Source organism: Tateyamaria sp. syn59, assembly GCF_007995245.1.
Lineage (GTDB): Bacteria > Pseudomonadota > Alphaproteobacteria > Rhodobacterales > Rhodobacteraceae > Tateyamaria.
Genome location: NZ_VCBA01000009.1, coordinates 115,649 through 130,039, shown reverse-complemented (window position 1 = coordinate 130,039; position 14,391 = coordinate 115,649). Strand labels below are relative to the sequence as shown.

The 14,391-nt window shown below is 60.5% G+C and carries 15 protein-coding genes; 4 read left to right on the top strand and 11 right to left on the bottom strand.

What is annotated here, in order from left to right:
* Positions 1–1,034, top strand: a 1,034-nt coding sequence (locus tag FD715_RS17130) for a glycoside hydrolase family 108 protein (protein ID WP_150007939.1), incomplete at its 5' end; no start/stop codon positions are given.
* 66 nt (positions 1,035–1,100) lie between these two features.
* On the opposite strand, the gene FD715_RS17125 is transcribed toward FD715_RS17130, so the two are convergent.
* From FD715_RS17125 to FD715_RS17100, 6 genes are all read right to left on the bottom strand, one after another.
* A complete protein-coding gene (locus FD715_RS17125) occupies positions 1,101–2,246 on the bottom strand; it encodes a substrate-binding domain-containing protein (RefSeq protein ID WP_189799528.1) in 1,146 nt (381 codons plus the stop codon).
* Positions 2,247–2,330: 84 nt separating this feature from the next.
* Positions 2,331–3,458, bottom strand: a complete 1,128-nt coding sequence (locus FD715_RS17120) for an ABC transporter permease (RefSeq protein ID WP_147112596.1) — start codon at positions 3,456–3,458, stop codon at positions 2,331–2,333.
* On the bottom strand, positions 3,455–4,216 hold the full coding sequence (locus FD715_RS17115; protein WP_189799527.1) for an ATP-binding cassette domain-containing protein: 762 nt from the start codon (positions 4,214–4,216) through the stop codon (positions 3,455–3,457). Before FD715_RS17115 ends, FD715_RS17120 begins: the two co-directional genes overlap by 4 nt.
* 108 nt (positions 4,217–4,324) lie before the next feature.
* On the bottom strand, positions 4,325–5,371 hold the full coding sequence (locus FD715_RS17110) for a substrate-binding domain-containing protein (protein ID WP_147112592.1): 1,047 nt from the start codon (positions 5,369–5,371) through the stop codon (positions 4,325–4,327).
* 81 nt (positions 5,372–5,452) lie between these two features.
* Positions 5,453–6,475, bottom strand: a complete 1,023-nt coding sequence (locus FD715_RS17105; protein WP_147112589.1) for an ABC transporter permease — start codon at positions 6,473–6,475, stop codon at positions 5,453–5,455.
* Positions 6,462–7,988, bottom strand: a complete 1,527-nt coding sequence (locus FD715_RS17100; RefSeq protein ID WP_147112587.1) for a sugar ABC transporter ATP-binding protein — start codon at positions 7,986–7,988, stop codon at positions 6,462–6,464. The genes FD715_RS17105 and FD715_RS17100 overlap by 14 nt, the downstream gene beginning before the upstream one ends.
* Before the next feature lie 116 nt (positions 7,989–8,104).
* Between FD715_RS17100 and FD715_RS17095 the strand changes: the two genes are divergently transcribed.
* Together FD715_RS17095 and FD715_RS17090 are read left to right on the top strand one after the other, a co-directional pair.
* A complete protein-coding gene (locus FD715_RS17095; protein ID WP_147112582.1) occupies positions 8,105–9,148 on the top strand; it encodes a LacI family DNA-binding transcriptional regulator in 1,044 nt (347 codons plus the stop codon).
* A gap of 356 nt (positions 9,149–9,504) precedes the next feature.
* Complete coding sequence (locus FD715_RS17090) at positions 9,505–9,870, top strand: VOC family protein (protein ID WP_147112579.1); 366 nt, start codon at positions 9,505–9,507, stop codon at positions 9,868–9,870.
* Here the strand turns inward: FD715_RS17090 and FD715_RS17085 are convergent, their stop codons facing one another.
* Genes FD715_RS17085 through FD715_RS17065 form a run of 5 tightly spaced genes read right to left on the bottom strand, consistent with a single transcriptional unit; the run spans position 9,871 to position 13,347 of the window.
* Complete coding sequence (locus tag FD715_RS17085; RefSeq protein ID WP_147112576.1) at positions 9,871–10,875, bottom strand: LacI family DNA-binding transcriptional regulator; 1,005 nt, start codon at positions 10,873–10,875, stop codon at positions 9,871–9,873. It abuts the gene before it with no gap.
* Between the two features lie 3 nt (positions 10,876–10,878).
* The gene (locus FD715_RS17080) at positions 10,879–11,211 is read right to left on the bottom strand and encodes an antibiotic biosynthesis monooxygenase (protein WP_147112573.1); all 333 of its coding nucleotides are present in this window, start codon (positions 11,209–11,211) and stop codon (positions 10,879–10,881) included.
* Entirely contained in the window at positions 11,208–12,095 is an 888-nt protein-coding gene (locus FD715_RS17075; RefSeq protein WP_147112569.1) for an NAD(P)-dependent oxidoreductase, read from the bottom strand. Before FD715_RS17075 ends, FD715_RS17080 begins: the two co-directional genes overlap by 4 nt.
* Positions 12,092–12,592, bottom strand: coding sequence for a gluconokinase (locus FD715_RS17070; protein ID WP_039689885.1), 501 nt, complete (start codon positions 12,590–12,592; stop codon positions 12,092–12,094). The genes FD715_RS17075 and FD715_RS17070 overlap by 4 nt, the downstream gene beginning before the upstream one ends.
* On the bottom strand, positions 12,592–13,347 hold the full coding sequence (locus FD715_RS17065; protein WP_147112564.1) for an SDR family oxidoreductase: 756 nt from the start codon (positions 13,345–13,347) through the stop codon (positions 12,592–12,594). The genes FD715_RS17070 and FD715_RS17065 overlap by 1 nt, the downstream gene beginning before the upstream one ends.
* 94 nt (positions 13,348–13,441) lie before the next feature.
* On the opposite strand from FD715_RS17065, the gene FD715_RS17060 reads away from it, so the two are divergent.
* Positions 13,442–14,389, top strand: a complete 948-nt coding sequence (locus FD715_RS17060) for a 2-hydroxyacid dehydrogenase (protein WP_147112561.1) — start codon at positions 13,442–13,444, stop codon at positions 14,387–14,389.
* Positions 14,390–14,391 lie beyond the last annotated feature (2 nt).

The window sequence follows — 14,391 nt, the reverse complement described above, 5'->3', positions numbered from 1 at the left end:
AGGGTGGTTTTTCAAATCATCCCGACGATACCGGCGGGGCCACAAATTTCGGCATCACGCGCGAAACGCTTGAGGCGTGGCGCGGCAGGCCAGTGACAGAGGACGAGGTTCGCGCCTTGAGCCGTGAAGAGGCGGACCAGATTTTGCGGACAAACTACTATTCAAGATGCCGCTGCCCGGAGATGCCGGATCGGACGGCCATGGTCGTCTACAACACGGCCGTTTTGTCCGGGACGGACAAGGCGATCAAAACGCTGCAAGAGGCATTCAATGAAATGGGCATGACCGTCAACGGCGGCCCGCTCAAGGTGGATGGGATCATCGGGCGCAACACCATCGCCGCCGCGCGCGAGACCGACGCAGAGGCGATGTCCGAGACCTATGTCGACCTCTACGAAGCGTACCTGAAAACCCGGCATAATTTCGATACCTTCGGAAACGGTTGGATGAACCGGATCGCGAAACTGCGGGAGTTTTTGACGACATTGCCAAAGGGGGCGGGCAAGCGCCCGACGACTGTCATGAAAGTATCCAACACACCTTTGGGCCTGGATCTCGATGCAGATGACCTTTTGTCGGTGATCGCAGCGGTGTCCACGGGCGGGAAAAGTGCTGCTGCAAAACTGCTGTTGAACCGCATCATCCGGAAAAAGGTTGCGCAATCTGACGATGATGATGTGACGGAAAGCCTGCTGAAAGCAGTGCTGGAAAAGAAACTCGATGGGCTCGAACCAGAGGCGCCAGACACCCAAAGGCCACCACTCACACCGGTGAATGCGGCCCTGGGAGAGACCATCGGCAAACTGTTGAACGGAAAGAAGTCGGTAATCGGTATCGTCGGGTTGATCCTGACATCCGTGGTTCCGGCTGTCTTTCCCGAAGGTGGCGGTGTGATCGACCCCGTCTTTGTGCAGCAGTTGGAACAGAACCCGGACATACAGACCATTCTGTTCACTCTTCTGAGCATTTTCACCGGGTGGGGGTTCCTCGGTAAGATTGACAAGGCAATTCGCGACGTGCGGACCCAGATCTGAGGATTACACAGACATGCGCCCCCGCCCATGATCGGGCGGAGGCGCGTTTTTTCATGTTCTGCTAGGTTAGCGGTCCAGCGCGCCAACACCGGAGAAGCGGAACGCTTCCTGTTCGAGCGCGTCGATTTCTTCGGCACTCATCTGGTCATGGGCCACCGTGATCCGGCCAAGAAAGACAAAAGGCAACTCGTCCGCGCGCCCTTCCAAGTCGGCCTTGATTGCCTCGGCCGTGGCAGCACCCACATCATCGCCCATACGCATCGGTGTGGCGTCAAGTTCACCACGGCGGATGGCATCCAGCTCAAGACCCGTGCCGCCCCAACCGGTCGAGAAGATCTCTTTCTCTTTGCCGACGGACACCTGTGCCTCGACCGAGCCCATCGCCATCGCAGTGTTGGCGTTATGGATGATCGTGGCCTCAGGGTAGGATTGCAGGATCAGTGACGTGCCGGCAAAGCCACCCTCGCGCTGATACTCACCATAGTGTTCATAGACGGTGGTCCAGCCCGCTTTGGTCTCCACGCAGTTCTTGAAATCGCCCGAACGTTGGTTGTCGGTGATGCCCGGAATGCCCCGGTTCATCGCCATAGTCACGCCTTCGCCCAGCCGTTCGATCATGTAGTCGCACATGGTCAGCGCACCGGCGGCAGACGAGAAATCGAACCACGCTGCCGGCTGATGCTCAAGCTCTTTCAGCGGGGTGTGGAACGCCCAGACATAGGTGGTCAGGTCATCCGTTTCCGCCGCCAGTTTCGAGATGTTGTCGGCCTGGATCGCCAGTTCGGAGGGGCCAAAGATCACGTAATCATAGATGTCTTTGTCCAGCACGACCTGGTTGGCATAGGTTGTTTGCAGGGAGTGTTCGATCTGACGCGAGGCGAACTCGGTCGTTTCGTACTGCACGCCCAACTCGTCCAGACGCTTTGTCATCGCCAGATAGTTGCGGGCCCAGAAGTCCGACGTGTCCGATGACGGATAGATCAGCGCGATCTGCAGCGGCGCATCCTGAGTGCCGCTGAACTTCACAGCTTCAGCGCCAACAACGGCTTGCATGGCTTCCAGCTTGCCTTCGGCGTTCACCTCGTCCGGCACCCAGTAGTCGCGGTCTGCGATGTCGGGCAGTTCCTTCAGCGGCAGGGTGCTATGGCCATCGGCCATGGCCATGCCGGTCATTGCAGTTGCCACAAGGGCTGTGGTTGCTAAAAATCTCATTTCGGTTCCTCCCTTTGCAATGAGAGCGGGATCGTCGGCCAGGTCGGGGCTGCACCCTCGGCCTGGCCACCCCGCATTGGCCGGTTATCCGCTTGGCGCGACGTCTCCGGCAAAGATGCCGCCGATTGCCAACAGGGCAATCAGGACACCAATCAGCAGTGCGGCAAACCGCACCAATTTCTGACCCTCGGCGGTCTTGAGGTCTGCGAACCAGCCCCCTGCCCCATCGCGGTCTTTCTTCTGGATCCAGGCGTAGAGTGCGACCGAACTGATGATCACAAAGCCCGACGCCACCGGCTGCCAGAAAAACTCGATCCGCAGCGTGACCAGTGCATTCAGCATCATGGCCAGCAGCAGCACGCCCGAGAACGACCCGATGATCGAAGCACGGCCGCCAAAGAGTGACGTGCCACCCACAACCACTGCCGCAATGACGTGCAGGTTGAAGAAGGGCGCCATCGTCGCTTGAATGGCGTTCTGCTTACCGGTCAACATCAGGCCTGCGAGGGCCGCACAAGCGCCACACAACACGTAGGCATAGACCTTGTGCCGTTTCACCCCGATACCGGTCAGTTCCGCCGACTCCGGGCTGGAGCCAATGGCGACTGTGTAGCGGCCAAAGTGCGTGCGCTGCAGGATGTAGTAGCCTGCGACCATAGTCAGCATCCCTATGACGGCGGGTGTCGGAATGAAGAAGGGTGTTTGACCCCGGCCCATTTCTGTCAGCACATCGGGGAAGCGTGCCAGCACCAGACCTTTGGCCAGCAGCAGTGCGAGGCCCTTGTAAACGAGGTCCATCGCTAGCGTACCGATCAGGTCGGGCACGTTAAACCGCGTGATCACCAGCCCGTTGATCAGGCCCAAAAGCGCACCGATGGTCAGCGCAATCGGGATGCCAACATAGATCGAAAACCCGAATTGCTTGACCAAAAACGCCATGATGATCGCCGACAGCACAGCAACGGACCCAACTGACAGGTCGATACCGCGCTGCGTGATGACAAACGTCATCGCCATTGCCATTGGCATATAGAGGGCCGCGTCCTGCAGGATCAGTTCAAGGTTGCTGATCCGGTAGAACCGGTCGGGCGACGCAATCGCCATGAACAAAAAGATCGCGGCAATCATCGCCATCGGCGCAATGACGGCCATGTAAGGCTCAAGACGTTCGCTTAAGGGTGGCTTGTAATTGGGGTCAACTGCGGCGTTCATGCTGCGTCCTCCTTGGCACCAACGATCATGCCCAGCACCTCTTGGGTCGAGCTTTCTGCTGTCAGGGCGACGCCCACGCATTGCCCACGACGCTGGACATGGACGCGGTCTGCAACCTCGAAGACGTCATCCAAAGAGTGACTGATCAGGATCACGGCGAGGCCTTGCGCCTTGAGCGTTTTGATAAGTTTCAGGGTGCGCGCCGTTTCCTGCGGACCCAGCGCGGCGGTGGGTTCGTCCATGACCAGCACACGCAACCCTTCGTGGTAGACCGCGCGCGCAATGGCGACGGCCTGGCGTTGGCCGCCCGAGAGGCTGTCGGTCGGTGCATCCAGCGACTTCAGTCGCACGCCCAGACGCTCCATCAGAACCCGTTCGGTTTCCGACCGCATCTTTTTGTTGTCGAGCACGGTGATCCCGAACACCGTCTTGGTCAGTTCATTGCCCAGAAACATGTTGGCAGCCGGATCAAGGTGATCGGCCAGTGCAAGCGTCTGGTACACCGCGTCGATCCCCGCCCGCGCCGCGTCGGCGTGGTTTGAAAACTCGACCTTTTCACCGTCGATATAGATGTCACCTTCGGTCGGTTGGTACACGCCCGTCAGCACCTTGATCAGGGTCGATTTGCCCGCACCATTGTCGCCGACGATGGCCAGCACTTCCCCAGCATAGGCGCTCAGATTGACATCTTGCAGGGCCGTCACCCCGCCGAAGCGTTTGGTTATCCCGCGCATCTGCACGAGTGGCGTATCAGCCATTGTTTTTCCTCCGGTTGCACGGATGGGCCGGGCGATGCATTTACCCAAGCTGTTCTGATTGGATGCGGGGTCCCGTTACTCACACCGGGACCCCGCGGGGAGGGACCTCTATTTTCCCCAGATCTCGGCATAGGCCTCGCGGTAGGGGATGTCGGGGTCAAAGGCATTGCTGTCGCCCAGTTTGGCGAGCCCTTCGGGCGTCACCAGCGCGGGGGATGTGATGTAGCCCGAGCACGCCTCGCCCTGGATGGCGCGGTTCAGCTCGTCCACCAGTTGCCAGCCTTGCAGGTTCAGCGGTTCGGCCACCGTGATGGCCTGATAGCCATTCGAGCGGATACGCTGGAACGCGGCCTCGGAGCCGTCACCGGCGGAGCCCGCCAACGGACCGGCATCAGGGGAAAGACCAGCCGCGGCAAGCGACGGACCCATGAAGTCAAAATACAGGTCGTTGATCGCCAGCGCGTGGGTCCAGCTGTCACCGTACTTCTGCAGCAGCGATGTGGTCAGCGGCCCCATGCGGGTCGATGTGTCCGCAATCGGCGTATCCACATATTCCAACACTTTGCCACCAGCGGCCTCGACTGTTTCCTGCAGCCGGTCAGCCTTATCGATGGCGATTTGGTATGTGCTGTCGGTAAAGATCACGACGCCGATCTCTTCGCCTTGCGCCTTCGCATCGTCGATGGCCCACTCGGCAGCTACTTCCGACACAGTCATCGCGTCGGTCGACACGTTGGCAAAGATACCGCCGGGAGCGTCGCAGCCGATCACAGGGCCGGAGTGCCAGGCGACCATGGGTACGCCTGCATTCACGACACCTTCAAGCGCGGCCTGCTGTTCCACGGCGTCAAAGCCGTTGATAATGATGCCATCGGCCTTCAGCGCCAGCGCCTGACCAATCGCCGCCGTACGGCCCTGGATGGAGCCCGCACCGTCCAGCACGCGCACGTCCCAACCGATCTTGGCCGCCGCTTCCTCGACCCCAGTGGTCACACCCAGGATGCCGCCGTTTTTCAGGTCGCCTGCGACCACCACGATTGACTTGCCGTCAGCCGCTGTTGGTCCGGTTGTCGGCCCGTCCCACTCTGCCAGAGCGGGTACGGCTGTCATCATGGTCGTCGCCAGAAGCCCCGCGATGAATGTACGTTTTTGCATAGTTTCCTCCCTTTGCAATTCGATCATGTCGCGCAGTTTGATCCAAAAACCGGTTCCCACTTTTTGGACTGCACTTGTGCGTCAGCGCTTGTCTGCACCTTTTTTGCGCTGCGCGTAGCCTGCGATGCCGATGGCAACCAGCAGGGTTACTCCGTTGAACAGCGGCTCGACCCAGAAGGAGCCACCGAATTGTTGAATGCCTGAAATGCCCACGGCAAGGATGACGACACCGACCACGGTGCCCCACACATTCACCCGCCCAGGCTTGATCGTTGTGGAACCAAGGAACGCCCCCACAAGCGCAGGCAGTAGGAACTCAAGGCCCACAGAAGCCTGCCCGATCCGCAGCTTTGCAGCCAACAGGACACCGGCCAAAGCCGTCATGGTGCCCGACGCAACAAAGGCGCCGATCACGTATTTCCGCGTGGGAATGCCGTTGAGCTGCGCCGCCCGCTGGTTCGCACCAATGGCGTAGAGATACCGACCAATCGGCGTGTATTCGAGGACAATCCACATCACGACGGTGATGACGATCAGGTAGTAGGCTGTGATCGGCAGACCAAAGACGAACGTCGTGTTCAGCGCATAGAACCCGTCCGGCAGCAGTCCGACCATCTGCCGACCACCCGTGTGCCAGAGCGCCAGAGCATACAGGACCGTACCAGTGCCCAGCGTCGCAATAAAGCTGTCGATCTTGGCAACCTCAACCAGCAGCCCGTTCAGGAAACCGGTCACAGCACCCAAGAGTAGCACAATCGCAACTGCCATCGGCCACGGCAGCCCCAGCATCGTCTGCAAGCTGATCGCCAAAATGTGCCACAACACTATACCGTAGCCAACCGTCAGGTCGATCCGTCCGGCCGCCATCGGGATCATAGCCCCAAGCGACAACAGCGCAATGATCGCCTTGTCCGAGATGATGGACCGCAGGTTCAGCATCGTCGGGAAGGTGTTGGGCAACAGGACCGAAAACAGCCCGATCAGGAAAACTGTCAGGATCACCAGACCGTAAACCGGCAAAAACCGCATCAACCGCTTGCCCATAGACAGCCCCTTTAGGTCCGCTTTGGTGGGTTCAAGCGCGCTGGATTCAAGCGACTGCATTTGCCCCGCTCCCTTCTGTCGAAATATTTCCGGCGGATGCCGACTGGATCAGGTTTTCGGTGGTCAGCCGCGTGCCGCTCAACTCGTCTACAATTGCGCCTTGGCTAAAGACGATGGCCCGGTGGCAGATCGTGGCGATCTCTTCGAAATCCGTGGACATGATCAGGATCGCGACGCCATCGCCCAAGGCGCGGTTCAGCAGGGCATAGATCTCGGACTTCGCGCCCACATCCACCCCTGCCGTCGGGTCTTCGCAGATCAACAGCTTGCGTTTGGTGGCGAGCCAGCGGCCTATGACGACTTTCTGCTGGTTGCCGCCCGACAACGCCTCAATAGCGAGCGTTGGGTCGTTGGGCGACAGGCCCAACTCCGCCCCAATGATGGCGGCCTGTTCGGCCTCGACCTTGGGTGACAACATGTTCAGCAACTTGCGGCCAATGCCATCGGGGTTGAGAAACGTGTTTTCGCGGATCGACAGGCTCATCGCCACGGACTCCTCAGTCCGATCCTTGGCCACCAATCCCACACCCGAATGCAGCGCCTTCTGGGGCGACGATAGATCGGGCGTTTCCCCGTCCAGCGTCACCTGCCCTTCGAAGGGCACCAGGCCAAACAAAGCGCGCGAAATCGCCTCGTGCCCTGCCCCGCGCAAACCGACCAGGCCCAGCACCTCGTTCTTTTGCAGATCGAAATCCAGCGACTGCATACCCGGCACATCGAAGTTGCGCAGCGACAGCACTGCCTCGCCAATCTGATCCGTGGCCTTGACCGTCTCGCGCGTCTTGCGGCCCACGATCTTCTGCACCAATTCCTCGGGCGTCGTGTGGTCGATGCTGCGCACGCCGACCATGGCGCCATCGCGCAGGACTGCCACGCGGTCTGCAATCTGGAAAATCTCATCCAACCGGTGGCTGACATAGATCATGCCAACGCCCTTCTCCCGCAGCGGGCGAATGGCATCGAACAGCCGCTCGACCTCATCCGCGGGCAGCGACGCGGTGGGCTCGTCCAGCACCAGGAATTCACTGTCCACGGCCAGTGCACGTGCAATGGCAACCAGCGACTTCTCGGTCCGGGTCAGATCCTCGACCCGCGTTGTGGGGTCGAATTCGGCATCCACCTTACGCAACGCGTCAACCGCGAAGCGCTCCACATCCTTCCACCGGATCAGCCCGTTCTTTTTCGAAAAGCCCAGGGCCAGGCCGATGTTCTCGGCCACTGTCATCCACTCAATCAGGCCAAGGTCCTGGTGAATGAAGGCCACCTTCTGGCGCTCACCAAACCCTGCCGGTTTGTGCTGATACGACACGCCGTCGATCAGCACCTGACCAGCGTCCGGCGTATGGATGCCGCCCAGCACCTTGATCAGGGTCGACTTGCCTGCGCCATTCTCGCCCAGCAGGGCCACGATCTCGCCGCGACCGACGCTCAACGAGACATCCTTCAGCGCATAGGTGCCGCCAAAATGCTTGTCGATGCTGTCGAAAAACAAACCTGTCTGCAGGTCTGGCATGGTCGCTCCTCCGGGGTTACGCGGCCCCAACCTCCCCGTTGAGTTACCCGTAACGTTCCGCTAGCATCAGGGCAGAGCTCGGGAAGTGTCAAGGATTAAGTTACCCGTAACGTAAAATGGCTATGAGCGTGGATAAAACGAATAAAAACAATAAGGTAAGCCTGTCTCAGGTGGCCCGCGCCGCAGGCGTGTCAAAGATGACGGCCAGCCGCGTTTTGCGGGGTGAGGGTGGATATTCCGAAAACACCCGGCTGAAGGTGATGGAGCAGGTCGACATCCTCGGCTACTTGCCGAATCGTTTGGCGACAGTTTTTGCGGGCGATCAAAGCTCGACCTTCATCGGTGTGTCGATCCCCGACCTCGGAAACGAGGTGTTCGCCCAGGTGCTCGAAGGCATCGACCGCAAGCTCGGCACCTTTGGATACCAGTCGGTATTGGGCCTCACCCAGCACACGTTGGAAGAGGAAGAGAACTGGATCAGGACCGTCTTGTCATGGCAGCCCGCGGGCCTGATTTTGACCGGTCGTTACCACTCTCCCCGCGCCACTGACATGCTGCGCAATGCCGGGATTCCGGTGGTCGAGATCTGGGATCTGAACGCCGCCCCGCTCGACATGAGTGTCGGCATCAACCATTTCGACAGTGGCTTTGATATGGGGCGCTACCTGACCTCGCTGGGCTATCAGAACATCGGTTATGTGGGCACTTCCCACGACACGGCCAACGCCGCGACCGAACGCCTGAACGGGTTCTGCAAGGCAGTCGAGGGCGCAGGCGGCGCCGTTGTCAAACAGCTCTGTCTGCACGACACCGCGACCTACTATCCCGGTTTTTACGGCACCGAACAGTTGCTGGCCTCCGCTCGGGATATCGAGTGCATTTTCTACCAGAACGACGCGATGGCCTTCGGCGGTCTGCAATACTGCATGTCCAAGAGGCTTAGCGTGCCGGACGATATCGGCGTCGCCGGTTGGGGCGATCTACCCATCGCATCCGTAATGAACCGACGGCTGACCTCCTGCCACGTGTCGCACCTAAAGCTGGGGCAAAGGGCCGCCGAGATGATGATGGGGCGGCTCACGGACGAGCCTGTGCCGACATGTACCGACATCGGGTTCCGGTTGATCCCGGGCTCGACTGTGCGGAACAGTGGGACTTAGGCGCGTTTCAGCCAGTTTTCTGCGGTGCCATTCCACGAAACAAGCGCCGCGCCGCCATTTCGCGCACAGACACCGAAAAAGGTTGAACCGCGAATGCAAGGACGCAATGGCTGCGACAGGTTGTGGAGTGTGCAATGCAGTTGTGGCCCAAATCTGGTGAAGGATGGCGGAGCGGTCCGTGGTGGACAATTGGCCCGTCGCGTTTCGTGTTCCTACCACTTTTTGCCTTGATCATTTTTCTTGTTCTGCGCTTCGTGTTCTGAACGCTGCTCATACCCGAATAGACTACGGGCGTTTTGATACGCGGCGACGGTGGCCAGCGCTGTAATCTAGCCCTACTGTCTTGAGCTTGCCCTATGATCGAAGACATCCATCACATCCAACTCGCCATGCCGAAGGGCCGCGAAAATGAAGCGCGCGCTTTTTATGTAGGTGTTTTACAGTTGTCCGAGGTTGAAAAGCCTGATGCCCTTCGCAAAAGAGGCGGTGTTTGGTTTGAGAGCAACGGCGTTCGCCTGCATCTGGGCGTCGAAGACCCATTCGTGCCAGCGAAAAAGGCGCACCCGGGTTTCAGAGTGAAATCGTTGGATCAGACGATCCAGATTTTGGTCACGACGGGCGTAGCATATCGCCGCGAAATAGACCTGCCCGACATCACACGCATCTACGTCGATGATCCATTTGGAAATCGCATCGAGTTGCTGGAAGTGATATCTGCCTAGCTAGGTCGTCTCGCCCACCACCAGCGCAGACCCCACATCAAACCGCACCGGCGCATCGATCTCACCGTCGAAAATACCCTGCAGCAGATCCACAACCTGCCGCCCGATATCTTCGGCCTGCACATTCACGGTCGTGATCCTCGGGTTTGATACTTTCGCCACCTCAAAGTGACCAAAGCCTGTGATCGCCAGATCCTCCGGCACGCGCAGCCCCATGCGCTGCACGGAACTCAAACAGCCAAAGGCGACCGGATCCGATACGCAGACCAGCGCGTCAAAGGCTGCCACATCGCGTCCCATGGCCTCGATCACCGCCGCGCCATGGCGCATCGACACGGGCGCGGGCCCGGCATCAATCATCTCAACCTCCGGCAAACCATAGGCGCGCGCCGCCGCAACCGCCCCGGCCCGGCGCACTGCGCCACGCATATCTGCCCCCTCGGACGCCCCGACAAAGGCCAGCTTGCGCCGCCCGGTCGCCACCAAATGCTCCACAATATGCGCCATCGCGTCGCTGTTGGAAAAGCCGACCACGTGACCCAGCGGATCCTCAGGCAGATCCCACATTTCGATCACTGGCAAATCACGGGCCTGCACCAGCTTGCGGGTTTCTTCCGTGTGATGCCCGCCGGTCAGGACCAGCGCTTCGGGGTTGCGGGTCAAAAGCTGGCGCACCAACTCCTCTTCCCGCTCGACCCGATAATTCGTGCTGCCCAAAAGCAGCTGCAGCCCAGCCTCGCCCAACCCATTGGTCAAAGCACGAAAGGTCTCGGCAAAGTTCGCGTTGTTCACCGACGGCAGGGTGACGGCGACAAAGCCGCTCTTTTGCGTCCGAAACGCCTGCGCCGTGCTGTCATAGACATAGCCCAGATCGTCCGCCACCTGCCGCACACGCGCGCGCGTCTTGTCGTTGACCGTGCGGTCATCGCGCAGGGCGCGGCTGACGGTCATGGGCGACATGCCCACCGCCTGCGCCACGTCCCGCATGGTGACACGCGCGCCCATGGCTTACGCCTTGAACTCGTTCAACTGCGTGACGTGGTGGTGAATGCGCCCGTCGAAATACTCGGCCACGATCTCGCCCGTGACATCTCGCGATTGCGCGCGGAAGGGGCTGTCCAACGCCCCCTCCATCGCCGCCGCATCAGGGTATGTGATGGCGAGGATCAACGGAAATTCCGGCGCGCCCTCGTCCCGATCATCGCTAAACATCACGCGCACATCGGTATTGCCGGGAAACTGCTTCCACAACGGCACCAACCGTTCCAGCACTGCAGCGCGAAAGGCGTCCGTCTGGCCGGGCTTCACCGACCCTTCGAACAGGGCAAAGCGTGTGATCATGTCTCTATCTCCTCTTTCGCGCCTTGGAAAAACTCCATCAGGGCGGCTTGATCTTCCCCGCCCAGTCCAGCAGCGGTCAGCATCCGGTGAATTTCGGCGCACAGCGCGGTCATGGGCATCGACGTGCCCGTCTGCCGCGCCAGATCGTTCACCATGTTCAAATCCTTGACCATGTTGTCGATGCGGCCCGTGCGGCGGTAATCCTTGGTCGCGAACCGGGGCAGATATTCCTGCAACAGAGCCGAATCCGCCCGGCCCCCTTTCAGCGCCTGCGGTATCTTCTCCGCATCCACGCCGGCATCCAGCGCAAGCTGCGTGGCCTCTGCCACAGCCATAAAGCCCAAACCGCAGAGCACTTGATTGATCATCTTGGTGGTCTGACCTGCACCCGACGGCCCCATATGCGTGTAGTTCGACGCCACATGCTTCAGCGCCACATGGGCGCGCTCCACATCCTTGGACTCACCGCCTGCCATCAGGGTCAACTCGCCGATCAGCGCCTTGGGAGCCCCGCCGGACAACGGACTGTCGACCCAGGCCAACTCACGCTCGGACGCCATCTTTGCAAATTTCCGCGTCGCATCTGGTTCAATCGACGACATGTCGATGATCAACGTCCCGGGCTTTGCCCCATCCGCAATCCCGTCCTTGCCAAAGGCAGCCAGCCCGACGATGCGCGAGGCGTTCAAGCTGGTGATAACAAAATCCACGTCCTTCGACGCCTCGGCGGCAGAGGCCGCCGCAACAGCCCCCTTCTCGACCAGCGCGTCCACCCGCGCCTTGTCCAGATCAAAAACGTTCAGAGAGTTCCCGGTCGCCAACAGCCGCTCGCCAATGGCGCCGCCCATCGCCCCTGCCCCTATCAGGGCAATCTTCTCGCTCATATCATCGTCCCCCGTACGTAATCTTCCGACTGCGCGATCACCTGTTCAAAGGGGCGCGCAATGTCGATCTCTCCACCCCATTCGTCATCGCCCAGCCGCTCCAGCGTCTCGAACTGGCTGTCCAGCAACGACGCAGGCATGAAATGCCCGGGCCTGTGCGCAACCCGCTGCGCCAGCACATCACGAGGGGCGTCCAGATGGATGAAATGCACCGGCTCATCCACATGTTCGCGGATCCAGTCGCGATACTTCTTCTTCAGGGCCGAGCAGCCAATGGCGATGGCACCCTCATGCCGCGCCAGCATTCGCCCCACATCGGCCAACCACGGCGCGCGGTCCTCGTCATCCAGCGGCACACCCTGCGCCATCTTGTCGATGTTCTCCTGCGGATGCAGGTCATCACCATCCACAAACTCCATGTCGCACATCACCTGCAAGGCCGTCCCCACGGACGACTTCCCGCAGCCCGACACACCCATCAGCACATAGCACCGCATCAGAGCGACGCCGTGATGCCGCCGTCCACGAACAGCGTGTGACCGTTGACAAAGCTCGACGCGGGCGAGGACAGGAAGACGGCGGCGCCCACCAGCTCCTCGACCTTGCCCCAGCGGCCCGCCGGGGTGCGTTTCTCCAGCCAAGCCGAAAACTCAGAATCAGCGACAAGCGCCGCGTTCAGCGGCGTATCAAAGTAGCCCGGTGCAATCGCATTGCACTGCAAGCCATGCTTCGCCCAGTCCGTCGCCATGCCTTTGGTCAAGTTGGCAACAGCCCCCTTGGTCGCCGTGTAAGGTGCGATGCCGGGACGGGCCAGCGCCGTCTGCACGGAGGCGATGTTGATGATCTTGCCAGCGCCGCGCCCGATCATGTGCCGAGCCACAGCCTGACCAACATGGAACACGCTCGCGATGTTCGTCTGCAACAGCCGCTCAAACGCATCGGCGGGGAAGTTCTCCAACTCCGTCCGATGCTGCATGCCTGCATTGTTGATCAAGATATCGATGGCACCCTTGTCCGCCTCGAACCCATCCACCGCAGCGCGCACCGCATCATGGTCCGTTGCGTCAAAGGCCAACGTGTGCACGTTGCCACCCAACGTCTCTGCCGCCGTCGCCAGCTTGCCTTCATCGCGCCCGTTCAGCACGATCTCCGCACCTGCTTCCGCCAGCCCCTTGGCCAATGCAAAGCCGATCCCTTGCGACGATCCGGTGATCAGGGCGCGGCGGCCCGAAAGCGAGAAAAGGTCAGACATGCGACACTCCGAATTTTGAGGACGGGATTGACGCCCGCCGAATTGTTATCGATAACATGATACCGATAACATCGCGTGTCAACGAGGAATCGCAATGACCAAACCCATCGTTCTCCAAGTCGGCCCCTACCCCGAATGGGACCAGGATCCACTTGATGCCGCCTTCGACGTCAAACGCCTGTTCGAAACATCTGACGCCCCCGCTTTCCTCGCTGAACACGGCCCCAACGTGCGCGCCATCGCCACGCGCGGCGAACTTGGCGCAGACGCCGACATGATCGCGGCCTGCCCATCGCTCGAACTAATCTCGGTCTACGGCGTGGGCTACGATGCCGTCGATCTCGACGCCTGCAAACCCCGCAACATCCGTGTCACCAACACGCCCGACGTGCTGACCGAAGATGTAGCCGACCTCGGCGTCGCCATGATGCTCTGCCAGTCCCGCGGCATGGTCGGAGCGGAAAGCTGGGTGCGCGACGGCTCATGGGCGGCCAAGGGGCTCTACCCGCTCAAGCGCCGCGTCTTCGGACGCAAGGCGGGCATCCTCGGCCTCGGCCGCATCGGGTTCGAAGTGGGCAAGCGGCTCGCAGGCTTCGGCATGGACATCGCCTATTCCGACATCGCGGCCAAGGATTACGCCCCCGACTGGACGTTCCTCGACAGCCCCCTCGCGTTGGCACAACACGCTGACTTCCTCTTCGTCACACTCGCGGCGTCCGCAGAAACACGGCATATCGTCAACAAAGGCATCATCGAAGCGGTCGGCCCCGACGGCATGATCATTAACATCTCCCGCGCCTCCAACATCGACGAAGACGCGCTGATCGACGCCTTGCAATCTGGCGCCCTGGGGTCGGCAGCCCTCGACGTCTTCGAAAAAGAACCCGCGCTCGACCCGCGCTTTCTCGACCTCGACAATGTGCTGGTGCAGCCGCACCACGCCTCGGGTACAATCGAAACGCGCAAGGCCATGGGCCAGCTTCTGCGCGACAACCTCACCGCCCATTTCGCAGGTGACGCCCTGCTGACTCCCGTTCTGTGAAA

What these genes read in the sequence shown, in the direction of transcription:
- FD715_RS17060 (WP_147112561.1), top strand. Translation starts at nt 13,442, where the DNA reads ATGACCAAACCCATCGTTCTCCAAGTCGGCCCCTACCCCGAATGGGAC.
- FD715_RS17100 (WP_147112587.1), bottom strand. Translation starts at nt 7,988, where the DNA reads ATGCCAGACCTGCAGACAGGTTTGTTTTTCGACAGCATCGACAAGCAT.
- FD715_RS17090 (WP_147112579.1), top strand. Translation starts at nt 9,505, where the DNA reads ATGATCGAAGACATCCATCACATCCAACTCGCCATGCCGAAGGGCCGC.
- FD715_RS17075 (WP_147112569.1), bottom strand. Translation starts at nt 12,095, where the DNA reads ATGAGCGAGAAGATTGCCCTGATAGGGGCAGGGGCGATGGGCGGCGCC.
- FD715_RS17120 (WP_147112596.1), bottom strand. Translation starts at nt 3,458, where the DNA reads ATGAACGCCGCAGTTGACCCCAATTACAAGCCACCCTTAAGCGAACGT.
- FD715_RS17125 (WP_189799528.1), bottom strand. Translation starts at nt 2,246, where the DNA reads ATGAGATTTTTAGCAACCACAGCCCTTGTGGCAACTGCAATGACCGGC.
- FD715_RS17105 (WP_147112589.1), bottom strand. Translation starts at nt 6,475, where the DNA reads ATGCAGTCGCTTGAATCCAGCGCGCTTGAACCCACCAAAGCGGACCTA.
- FD715_RS17080 (WP_147112573.1), bottom strand. Translation starts at nt 11,211, where the DNA reads ATGATCACACGCTTTGCCCTGTTCGAAGGGTCGGTGAAGCCCGGCCAG.
- FD715_RS17110 (WP_147112592.1), bottom strand. Translation starts at nt 5,371, where the DNA reads ATGCAAAAACGTACATTCATCGCGGGGCTTCTGGCGACGACCATGATG.
- FD715_RS17065 (WP_147112564.1), bottom strand. Translation starts at nt 13,347, where the DNA reads ATGTCTGACCTTTTCTCGCTTTCGGGCCGCCGCGCCCTGATCACCGGA.
- FD715_RS17115 (WP_189799527.1), bottom strand. Translation starts at nt 4,216, where the DNA reads ATGGCTGATACGCCACTCGTGCAGATGCGCGGGATAACCAAACGCTTC.
- FD715_RS17085 (WP_147112576.1), bottom strand. Translation starts at nt 10,875, where the DNA reads ATGGGCGCGCGTGTCACCATGCGGGACGTGGCGCAGGCGGTGGGCATG.
- FD715_RS17095 (WP_147112582.1), top strand. Translation starts at nt 8,105, where the DNA reads ATGGCTATGAGCGTGGATAAAACGAATAAAAACAATAAGGTAAGCCTG.
- FD715_RS17070 (WP_039689885.1), bottom strand. Translation starts at nt 12,592, where the DNA reads ATGCGGTGCTATGTGCTGATGGGTGTGTCGGGCTGCGGGAAGTCGTCC.